8 protein-coding genes are annotated in these 10,115 nt (G+C 59.8%); 7 read left to right on the top strand and 1 reads right to left on the bottom strand.

The window, feature by feature from the left end:
* Positions 1-169 precede the first annotated feature (169 nt).
* Entirely contained in the window at positions 170-844 is a 675-nt protein-coding gene (locus ASD32_RS07485; protein ID WP_060637386.1) for an FCD domain-containing protein, read from the bottom strand.
* Between the two features lie 270 nt (positions 845-1,114).
* Here ASD32_RS07485 and ASD32_RS07480 point away from each other — a divergent pair, with 270 nt between their 5' ends.
* From ASD32_RS07480 to ASD32_RS07450, 7 genes are all read left to right on the top strand, one after another.
* Positions 1,115-2,104, top strand: a complete 990-nt coding sequence (locus tag ASD32_RS07480) for an ABC transporter substrate-binding protein (RefSeq protein ID WP_060637385.1) — start codon at positions 1,115-1,117, stop codon at positions 2,102-2,104.
* 7 nt (positions 2,105-2,111) lie between these two features.
* A complete protein-coding gene (locus tag ASD32_RS07475; protein ID WP_060637629.1) occupies positions 2,112-2,948 on the top strand; it encodes an ABC transporter permease in 837 nt (278 codons plus the stop codon).
* Between the two features lies 1 nt (position 2,949).
* On the top strand, positions 2,950-3,756 hold the full coding sequence (locus ASD32_RS07470) for an ABC transporter ATP-binding protein (RefSeq protein WP_060637384.1): 807 nt from the start codon (positions 2,950-2,952) through the stop codon (positions 3,754-3,756).
* A 5-nt stretch (positions 3,757-3,761) separates the two neighbouring features.
* Positions 3,762-4,514: an ABC transporter permease subunit gene (locus ASD32_RS07465; RefSeq protein WP_060637383.1), complete on the top strand. Its 753-nt coding sequence runs from the start codon at positions 3,762-3,764 to the stop codon at positions 4,512-4,514.
* On the top strand, positions 4,514-5,221 hold the full coding sequence (locus tag ASD32_RS07460) for a fumarylacetoacetate hydrolase family protein (protein ID WP_060637382.1): 708 nt from the start codon (positions 4,514-4,516) through the stop codon (positions 5,219-5,221). The genes ASD32_RS07465 and ASD32_RS07460 overlap by 1 nt, the downstream gene beginning before the upstream one ends.
* Before the next feature lie 300 nt (positions 5,222-5,521).
* Positions 5,522-6,781, top strand: a complete 1,260-nt coding sequence (locus ASD32_RS07455) for an efflux RND transporter periplasmic adaptor subunit (protein ID WP_082546677.1) — start codon at positions 5,522-5,524, stop codon at positions 6,779-6,781.
* Entirely contained in the window at positions 6,778-9,864 is a 3,087-nt protein-coding gene (locus tag ASD32_RS07450) for an efflux RND transporter permease subunit (RefSeq protein WP_060637381.1), read from the top strand. The genes ASD32_RS07455 and ASD32_RS07450 overlap by 4 nt, the downstream gene beginning before the upstream one ends.
* The last annotated feature ends 251 nt before the right edge of the window (positions 9,865-10,115 follow it).

The raw sequence follows: 10,115 nt of genomic DNA, 5'->3' as shown, positions 1-10,115 counted from the left end.
TTCCAGATCGATATCCAGATAGGGATGGATCAGCTTTTCCTTGATGAACTGCCAGATGATGCGAGTCATCTCATCGCCGTCGAGCTCGACGACCGGATTGGCGACCTTGATCTTTGTCATGGGAATTCCTGTGAACTGTTTAAAGGGGGTGTCGAGAATCTATAGTGGGTCAGCCGGTGTCGCGCATGCGGCTTTCGACGCTGCGCAGGTGTTTTCGCATGGCTTCGGCGGCTGCCGCCGGGTCGCGGTCGGCGATGGCCTGGACGATGCGTGCATGTTCGGCAAAGCTGTGGTGATCAGCGGGCGGGCGCAGGGGGGTGTCGCGCAGCCGCCCCCATGTGACGGCCCGGCGAACGGCGTTCAGCGTATCGAGAAGGCCAAGCAGCAGCGAGTTCTGCGATGCCTCGCCAATGGTGCGGTGCAGTTTATTGTCCCATTGTTCGTAAAGGCGCCAGGTCGGCGCCTGCTGCGCCTTTTGCATACAGCTGCGCATCTCGGCGATCTGTGCCGCGGTTGCATTCAGCGCAGCGCACCGCGTCACTTCCGGTTCAAAAGCGATGCGTGCGCCCATCACTTCAAGCGGGTTCGTTCTTTGAACCATGGAGTTGATATCGGCGACCGTGTCGATCGGGCGATCACCGGTGAATGTGCCTTTGCCGACATGCCGCCAGACCACGCCCTCGGCCTGCAGGGTTGCCAAGGCCTTGCGCAAGACCGCGCGGCCTATATCCAGGGATTCCGCCAGTTCGCGCTCGGGAGGCAATCTACCGTCATCGGGCAAGACTGCTGTGGCCAGAAATTCCTTGAGTTTTGCGAGGGCTGAAAAGTCGGTTTTTTCGTCCATGTTATCGAAACCAATTTTGAATTGGGTTTTCTTATAATTTGTGCGTACTGTGGTGTCAACGATTGCGATATGAAAATTGTAATTTTCTAAATTGAAAATAAAGTGTTTTAAAACAATTATTTATTGGTTATTTGACGCCCTCTATATGCTTCGACGGTCCAGCTGGCAGAGGAGAATCTCAAATAAATTGGTTGACACAATGGCGTATTAATACAGAATTGGTTTGAAATTGGGTTCTGAGGAGGGCCCATGCAACGGGAGGAGAACAAAATGAGGAATTTTTCCAGAAGGATTCGGGCCTATACCGCCGCCGCCGTTTTTTCGGCCGCCGCCGTATTGCCGGCCGCGGCCTGGGCTGATCCTATGCGGATCGCCTTTGGTGACATCGCGACGGTGGAATCGCTGCATCTGCTGGTCGCGCTGGAGCGGGCCAAGGAGAAGGGCGTCGATGTCCAGGTCACATATTTGAAGAGCGAGGATATCGCGGCACAGGCCGTGGTCAGCGGGCAGGCCGATATCGGCATCGGCGGACCCTATGCGCTGTTGCAGAAGGTCAAGGCGCCGATCCGCGTGTTCATGCAGCTGAGCAAGCTGCAGTTCTATCCGGTCGTCAATTCCGAATTCTACAAGGACTGGAAAGATCTCGACGGGCAGGAAATAGCCGTCCATTCGCGCGGGTCGGGCACGGAAGCCATCATGCAGCTGATGGCTGACAAGAACGGCATCAAATATTCCAATATCGCCTATGTGCCGGGCGCCGAAGTGCGCACCGGTGCGCTGCTTCAAGGCAACGTCAAGGCGACAATTGTTGATTCGTCCGGCAAGCGCATCCTGGAAAAGGAAGCGCCGGGCAAGTTTGCCTTCCTGCCGCTCGGGGAAGTCGCGGCCACCGACGAGGCGCTTTTTGCCAATACGGACTATCTGACCGCCAATGAGAAGGATGTCGAAATCCTGGTCGAGGCTATCCTGACGACCTGGCGCGAGGTTGCGGCCGATCCGAAGTCGATCGTGGCGCTGCGCGAGAAATACAAGCTGCTTCCGGATGCGACCCCCGACATGATCGCCGATATCGAGCCCTATTTCACGGAGGCCGCTCCCGGCATGCCGCTGAATGGCGGCGGCGAAGATGCGGCCCGCGACGATTTCGATTTTTACACGGTATCGGGTGCGCTGACCGGCGATCCGAAAGAACTGAAGGTCGAGGATTTCTGGAGCCTCGGCGCGCTGAACGCGGCCCTCGCCAAGGCAGGCACGAAGTAGGATGCAGATGTCCGTGTCCCCCACCAAACTGACCGACGGGATCGGAGCCAAGAAAGCTCCGGTCACGGCCGGCGCGACGCTTTTCAGGTTTGCAGAAGAGAGGCGGTCCTTCTGGGTCCTGCTGTCGCTGGCAATCCTGTTTGGCGCCTGGGAGATCGCGGGGTTGATCCCCATCAGCTTCGCGTTCCCCACCTTCAGCGAGACGGTGATGGCCTTTTTTGAAATGCTGTTTGATGGCAGCATGTTCTATGCCTATTTCCTGACGCTGCAGCCACTTGTTCTTGGTGTCGCCATCTCAGCCGTCCTCGGCATCGCGCTTGGCGTTGCCATGGGATTGTCTTCCAAAGTGGAATGGCTGCTCGCACCTGTTTTCATCGTGCTTCAGGCGGCGCCGATGGCGGCACTCGTGCCGCTCGTCACCTTCATCTACGGGATCGGGCTGACGGCAAAGACACTTGCAGTCATCATGCTGGCGCTGCCTGTGATCGTGCTCAATGCCTACAAGGCGGTGCGCCACGTCAATCCGTCACTTGTGGATATGTGCCGCTCCTTTCAGGGAACGCGCCTGCAGCAGATCTTCAAGATCATCATTCCGGATGCATCGCCAGTCCTGTTTGCCGGACTGCGTTTGGGTATCGCCGCCGGCTTCATCGGCGTGATGCTGGCGGAACTTTTGATCACGCCAACGGGTATCGGCGATCTCATCACCTATCACCGGTCGGTGGCCAATTATGCGCATATGTATGCGTCGGTCGCCTCCATCATCGCGGTCTCGACGCTGACATTGGCGGGCCTGCAATATTTCGAAACGCATGTGCTGCGTCCTGAAAAAAGGAGGAAGTAAGATGGCCAATACCGCGCTTTCTTACGCCAATGGCCCAACGGCTGCAAAGGTCGGCGACGCTGTCGTCGAGGTCCGGGAAATCTGCAAGCAATATGGGGAAATCGAAGCGCTGCGCGGCATCAATCTGGGTTTCGAGCGCGGCAAGCTGACGACGCTTCTCGGGCCTTCCGGTTGCGGCAAGACCACGCTGTTGAAGATCATCGCCGGCCTGGTCCCCTCGACCTCGGGCGAAATCCGCGTCAATGGAAAGGTGGTCACCGGTCCGGGTCCCGAACGCGCTTTCGTCTTTCAGGATTTTGCCCTGATGCCCTGGGCGACCGTGCTTCGCAATGTCGGTTTTGGCCTGGAGTTGAAGGGCATATCGGTTGCGCAGCGCAACGCGACCGCCCGCCGCTATATCGAGGAAGTGGGCCTTGCAGGCTTTGAGGACAAATATCCGCACGAGCTTTCCGGTGGCATGCGCCAGCGCGTCGGCATCGCACGGGCCTTTGCAGTCAATGCCGATGTCCTTCTTCTTGACGAGCCGTTCTCGGCGGTGGACGAGCAGAACCGGCGCAAGTTCCAGGAAGACCTGCTGCGGCTGGTCGATCTGGAGAAGAAGACCTTCATCTTCGTCACCCACTCGATCGAAGAGGCTGTCTACGTGTCGGATCGCATCGTGCTCCTGTCGCCACGGCCGGGCCGTATTTCCCAGATCATCGATCCGCGCATCGACCGCTCCGCCTCTCCCGACGACATCCGCCGCGATGCCGGTTATCTCGACGTCGTCGAGGAAATCTGGCAGGGGCTGCGCCAATATGCGGAGTAGGTGATATGACCCTTTTCGGTATTCGCATTCCCATGATGGCGTCGCTTGTGATGTGGGCCTTGCTGTGGGAAATCGTCGGGCGGCTGGATCTGATCTTCCTGATCCCGCCGATGACTTCGGTGATCGCGGCGGGATTCAGCCTTGTCCAGACGGGATCCTGGCAGAGCGCCACGGTGATCACGCTGCGCTCGTTCGTCTACGGCATGGCCCTTGCCATCATCGTCGGGGTTCCCCTCGGTGTCCTGATGGGCCGCGTGAGGATCGTCGATAATATCTTCGGCCTCTGGGTCAACATGTTCGTCAGCGCGCCACTTTCGGCGCTGGTGCCGATCCTGATGATCCTCTTCGGTCTTGGCGAAACCACCGTCTTCGTCACGGTGTTCCTGTTCGCTGTCTGGATCATCGTGCTCGATGCGCGGGCCGGCGTCATGCAGGTTCCGCCATCGCTGATCGAAATGGGGCGCTGCTATGGCGCCTCCCGCTGGACGATCTTTACCAAGATCGTTCTTCTCTCCGCCCTTCCGGAAATCCTCGCGGGCATCCGCATCGGCCTCATCCGCGGGGTCAAGGGCGTCGTCATCGGCCAGATTCTGGTCTCCATCATCGGCTACGGGGAACTCTTCGAACTGTATTCCCGCAGTTTCGACATGGAGCGGTTCTGGGCTCTCACCCTCATTCTGTTCGCCGCGGCCATGTTGCTGTCCGCGGCGGTCGAACACTTTGAAAAACGCATCGAATATTACGCAGGAGCGCGATAATGAACCAAATGCCTCACCTCACGAACTATGTCTTCACGCCCGAGCCTGTCCCCACCATGCCGGTCGCCGGTACCGACGCGCTCTTTCCCGTCCACCGCATCTACTGCGTTGGCCGCAACTTCGCCGACCATGCGGTCGAGATGGGCCACGACCCGAACAAGGAGCCGCCGTTCTTCTTCCAGAAGAATCCCGATACGCTGGTGCCCCCCGGCCGGGATTTCCCCTATCCAAGCGAGAGCAAGGATGTCCATCATGAGATCGAACTGATCGTGGCGCTGCACAAGGGCGGCACCGACATTGCGGTCGAAAATGCGCTGGATCACGTTTTCGGCTACGGTGTCGGCCTCGACATGACGCGCCGCGACCTGCAGGGAGAAGCCAAGAAAGCCGGCCGGCCATGGGAGACGGGTAAGGCTTTCGAGGCCTCCGCACCCTGCAGCGTCCTGCATCCCGTTTCCAAGGTCGGTCATCCGGCGGCCGGCGCAATCTGGCTGAAGGTCAATGGCGAACTGCGCCAGAATGGCGATCTCAACCAGATGCTCTGGAAGGTGCCTGAAATGATCGCCTATCTCTCGCGCTTGTTCGAATTGAAGGCTGGCGATCTGATTTTCGCAGGAACCCCCGCAGGCGTCGGTGCGGTCGTTTCCGGCGACGTGATGGCGGGCCATGTCGATGGCGTCGATGCCATAACGGTCAAAGTGGCCTGATCCGGAAATTTGCGCCGGCCTCCCATTGTAAAGGGGAGGCCGGCGTTTCTGCGGACTGCCGCCGCGATGCTGGTCGCTACGGCGCCATTACAAAGTTGAAACCGGGGAGAGAGGGTTACCATCTCGCAAGATATAGCCGTTCGCCAGACCTAGGTTGTGGCAACGGAAATCTGCGCGCATGGACAGAATTTAATGCATAAAGAGAAGCGGGACAGGGTATGTTGGCGCGAAGCGACTATGGCTCTGTGGGTTATATTTTCCGATATGATCGACATGCTCTCTTTTTAGAAAGACAGTTTGATGCGGCTGCGGATTTGGTTGATTTTCCTGTTCGTTGCCGCAGGCGGCATTTTCTTTTTTCGGGCGCAGCTGGCGCCTTATCTGCCCTCCGTCATCTCCGATCGAATTTCGCGCGCATCCCCCGCTCAGCCGGCTGGCGCAATCGCTGCGGACAAAGCGCCTGCACAGACAGGCATTCAGGCCGTCACCGTGGCGGTTGCCACGGCGAAGGCCGGGTCATTGCCGGTCCTTCGCCACACGATTGGCACGATCACGCCCATTGCGTCGACCGCTCTCAGCAGCCCGGCGGCTGGAACTGTGACAAAGGTTCTGGTCAAGGATGGCGACAACGTCAAAACCGGCGACGTGCTGGTTCAGTTGGACGACAGGACGATCAGGGCAAACATTGAACGCGACACAGCCGTTCTTGCCAGGGATCAGGCTGCTCTCGACAATGCCAATACCACACTCAAGCGCATCGAAAAGCTGAACAGCGACGGCGCGGATACGCGCCAGCAATATGACGATGCGGTGTCTGCCGTCAAACAGGCGACGGCGGCTGTCGGTATCGACAATGCCACCCTGCAGGCCGACCAGGTTGCACTGACGCAGACCCGGATTACCGCACCATTTGACGGCAAGCTCGGCGTCGTCATCCCATCGCTTGGTGCCTATCTCTCCGCCGGTGCTGAGGTCGCAACGCTGACGCAGATGGCGCCCGTCTATGCCGAATTCGTGCTGTCGGAAGCGGATCTCGATCTGGCCCGGTCCGCTTTGGCAAACAAGGTGCTGACGGTGTCCGTGTCAGCCATGCTTGCTGATGGCGACGGCCATGCTGTGACAGGCCCGATCGTCTTTATCGACAACGCGGTCGATCCGGCGTCCGGCACTTTCAAGCTGCGGGCGCTGCTGTCCAATGACACGCAGGCGCTGTGGCCGGGGCAGTCGGTGGATGTCGAAGTCAATGCCGGCACAAGAGATAGTCTCGTACTGGTGCCGGTCGTGGCTCTTCAGCCGAATGGCGATGGATCAATCGGCTATGTGGTCAAGCCGGACAAAACCGTCGAACAGCGCAAGGTGACGGTCGCCTTCAATGCCGGGGATACGGCGGGCGTGACGAGCGGTTTGAAAGACGGCGAGACGGTTGTTGTCGAAGGGCAGGCAGGGTTGAGCGATGGAAGCCGGGTGAGGATCGCTACCGCCAGCGGCGGCACGGCGGCGGCGCCCGTGTTGCCGGGGAAGGGTTCTGGCGTTCCAGCCGGCGGAGACGCCGCGAAATGACATTCTCCGAACTCTTCATTCGCCGGCCGGTCGCCACCATCCTGTTGATCGTCGGCGTTATTCTGGCCGGCGTGTCGGCCTATTCTCAGCTGCCGGTCGCCGCCTTGCCGCAGGCGGATTTTCCGACGATCAACGTTTCGGCGCAGCTGGCCGGTGCGTCGCCCGACACGATGGCGAGTTCGGTTGCGACACCGTTGATCAAGCAATTTGAAACGATCGCCGGGATCGACACGATCAGCGCCAGCTCTTCGCTCGGAAATACCCAGATCACCATTCAGTTCGACCTGTCGCGCGATATCGATGCCGCAGCCGCCGACGTGCAGGCAGCGATCGCGCGCGCGCAACGCCAGCTGCCGGATAACCTGACGACGCCGCCGAGCTACCGCAAGGCAAATCCAGCCGATGCCGCAGTGCTGATCCTGGCGCTGACGGGAGATGGCGGACCTCTGTCGAAGATGGATGATGTGGCGGAAAACATCATCTCGCCGGCGCTTTCGACCATTTCGGGCGTCGCCCAGGCGCAGGTTTTCGGCGCGAAGGCCTATGCCGTGAGGATCGAGGTCGATCCGCGCAAGCTGGATAGCCGCGGCCTGTCGCTGAACGGTCTGGCCTCGACCCTGTCTGCTGCCAACAATCAGTCACCGGTCGGTACATTGCAAAACGGATCGCAGGCGTTGACCGTGGATATTCCGACCCAGCGCGCCGATGCCGATGCCTTCAAGACGCTCATCATCGCGCAGCCGGGCGGCAGGATCGTGCGGCTGGGGGATGTCGCCAAGGTCCAGGACAGCGTTTCCGTCATCAATCAGGGCAGCTGGCTCGACGGAAAGCCCTCCATTGCGCTCGCCATCCAGCGCCAGCCGGGCGCCAATACCGTTGCTGTTGTCGATGCCATCCTGGCCAAGGTTCCGGAACTGCAGGCGGGCCTGCCGCCGGGCATGCATATCAACATCGTCAACGACGCCTCGGTCTCCATCCGCGCTTCGGTGAACGATGTCGAGACGACGCTGGCGATCACCATCGGCCTCGTTGTCCTGGTGATCTTCCTGTTTCTGAGGCGCGTTTCGGCAACGTTGATCCCTGCGCTGACCGTGCCGCTCTCGCTGATTTCCACCGTCGGCTTCATGTATGTCCTCGGCTTTTCCATCGACAACATCTCGCTGCTTGGACTGACGCTTTCCGTCGGGCTTGTCGTCGATGATGCCATCGTGATGCTGGAAAACATCGTCCGCAAGGTGGAGGAAGGTGTTGCGCCCTTTGAGGCCGCCATCGAAGGCAGCCGCGAAGTGACGGGGACCATCATCTCCATGTCGATTTCCCTGGTTGCCGTTTTTCTGCCGATCCTGTTGATGGGTGGTATTGTCGGCCGCGTCCTTAATGAATTCGGCGTGGTGGTCACCCTGGCCATTCTGTCGTCGGCCGTCGTGTCGCTGACCGTCACGCCGATGCTGGCGGCGCGCCTGCCGCAACAACAGCACGGGGATAGCCCGCGTGAAGGAATATTCGACAGAGTGACAGCTAGCTATGGACGCGCCGTCGGCTTGTGCCTGGAGCATCGGGCGATCGTCATGATGGTGTTCGTTGCGACGCTGGCCGCCACCGGCTGGATGTTTGCAAGCCTGCCACGCAGCTTCTTTCCGACGGAGGACATCGGTATCCTTACCGTATCGACGCAGGCGCGGCAGGATATTTCCTATCAGGCGATGAGCGCATTGCAGGCGCAGGCGGCGGCGATCGTTTCGGCAGATCCGGACGTTCAGCACGTCACCTCGACGCTGGGAGCCGGACCTGGGGGGTCGGCGCTGAATACCGGTTCGCTGCTCGTACAGCTAAAAAGCCGGGACGCACGGCGGCCGCTTGACGAGACCTTGAAGAACCTGCGGCATTCGCTCTCTGCTGTGCCCGGATTGAAAGCTTTTATCACCCCGTCGCAAAGCCTGCGGTTTGGCGGGCGCAGCACGCAAAGTCTTTATCAGGTGGTCCTGCAATCCATCGATGCCGCTGCAGCCCGGCAATGGTCGCAGACGCTGGGCGACGCGATGCGCGCCGAGCCGGCTCTTTTCGTCGATGTTGCCTCCGATCTGCAAAACAACGCCCTGCAGGCGCATGTTGTGGTCGATAACGATCGGGCGAGCAGTTTTGGCATCACCGCCGAGGCCCTGAGGACAACGCTCGAGGCGGCATTTGGCAGTTTCGTCGTCACCCAGATCCAGACGACCGGCAACAATTACGACGTCATCCTCGAATATGATCAGTCTCTGCCCTGGAACGAGCAGACATTGGCCGCCATTCGCGTACCATCGTCCTCCGGCGCGCTGGTGCCGCTTTCCAGTTTTGCCCGGGTGACCCGCGAGGCAGGCCCGGTGACGGTCAACCAGACCGGGCAGCTGACCGCAGTGACGCTGTCGTTCAATCTGCCGCAGGGCGTTTCGCTTGGCACGGCAACGGCACGGATCGACGCGCTGAAGCAGGAGATCAAACTTCCCGCATCCGTCAGCACCAACTATGCCGGTGCCGCCCAGATATTCGAACAGGCAAGCGGCAATACCGGCCTGTTGATCGGCGCGGCGGTTCTGACGATCTATGTGGTGCTCGGCGTGTTCTACGAGAGTTTCCTGCACCCGCTGACGATCCTGTCCGGCCTTCCATCTGCGGCGTTCGGTGCTCTCCTGACCTTGAAGATTTTCGGCTTCGACCTGTCGATCATCGCGCTGATCGGACTTCTCATGCTGATCGGGATCGTCAAGAAGAATGCGATCATGATGATCGACGTTGCCCTGTCGCTGCAGCGCGACGAACATCACGCAACGCTGGATGCCATCCACCAGGCCGCCGTGCGCCGCTTCCGGCCAATCATGATGACGACGTTCTGCGCCCTGCTCGGAGCCCTGCCGATCGCGATCGGAACAGGGGCAAGCTCCGAACTGCGCCAACCCCTCGGCGTCGCCGTCGTCGGCGGTCTTCTGGTCAGCCAGGTGCTGACACTGTTCATGACGCCCGTCGTCTTTGTCGAGATCGAGCGGTTGCGGATGTTCATGCAGTCCTTGTGGACCCGCAAGCAGGGGGGTCCGGTGGTGCCCTAAGGGTGCCTTGTTCACTCACGGGAGGTACCGTCGCAATCCTGCGCAATTCGGCAGAAAGAGCCGGATTGTTCATTCAACTGAAGCGAAACCATCGTCGCGCATATCCGGTTTCCCCTGTGAATTCTCGCGAGCCGGGGGCGATGCAGTCTGGTTTGAGAAATCGTCTCAGACCATGAGCTGTCTAAACCCAGGTTAAAGCTGGAACCAACGAGCCCCGCCCCTAGTTCTGAACGGATCGATCAGTGGGGATA

Source organism: Rhizobium sp. Root483D2 (assembly GCF_001426685.1).
Classification (GTDB): domain Bacteria; phylum Pseudomonadota; class Alphaproteobacteria; order Rhizobiales; family Rhizobiaceae; genus Pararhizobium; species Pararhizobium qamdonense.
The sequence above is the reverse complement of the archived record's forward strand: the minus strand, read 5'-3'. Positions and strand labels throughout refer to the sequence as shown.

Excerpts from the sequence above, each read along its gene's own strand:
- ASD32_RS07485 (WP_060637386.1), bottom strand. The coding sequence starts at position 844 with ATGGACGAAAAAACCGACTTTTCAGCCCTCGCAAAACTCAAGGAATTT.
- ASD32_RS07480 (WP_060637385.1), top strand. The coding sequence starts at position 1,115 with ATGAGGAATTTTTCCAGAAGGATTCGGGCCTATACCGCCGCCGCCGTT.
- ASD32_RS07475 (WP_060637629.1), top strand. The coding sequence starts at position 2,112 with ATGTCCGTGTCCCCCACCAAACTGACCGACGGGATCGGAGCCAAGAAA.
- ASD32_RS07470 (WP_060637384.1), top strand. The coding sequence starts at position 2,950 with ATGGCCAATACCGCGCTTTCTTACGCCAATGGCCCAACGGCTGCAAAG.
- ASD32_RS07465 (WP_060637383.1), top strand. The coding sequence starts at position 3,762 with ATGACCCTTTTCGGTATTCGCATTCCCATGATGGCGTCGCTTGTGATG.
- ASD32_RS07460 (WP_060637382.1), top strand. The coding sequence starts at position 4,514 with ATGAACCAAATGCCTCACCTCACGAACTATGTCTTCACGCCCGAGCCT.
- ASD32_RS07455 (WP_082546677.1), top strand. The coding sequence starts at position 5,522 with ATGCGGCTGCGGATTTGGTTGATTTTCCTGTTCGTTGCCGCAGGCGGC.
- ASD32_RS07450 (WP_060637381.1), top strand. The coding sequence starts at position 6,778 with ATGACATTCTCCGAACTCTTCATTCGCCGGCCGGTCGCCACCATCCTG.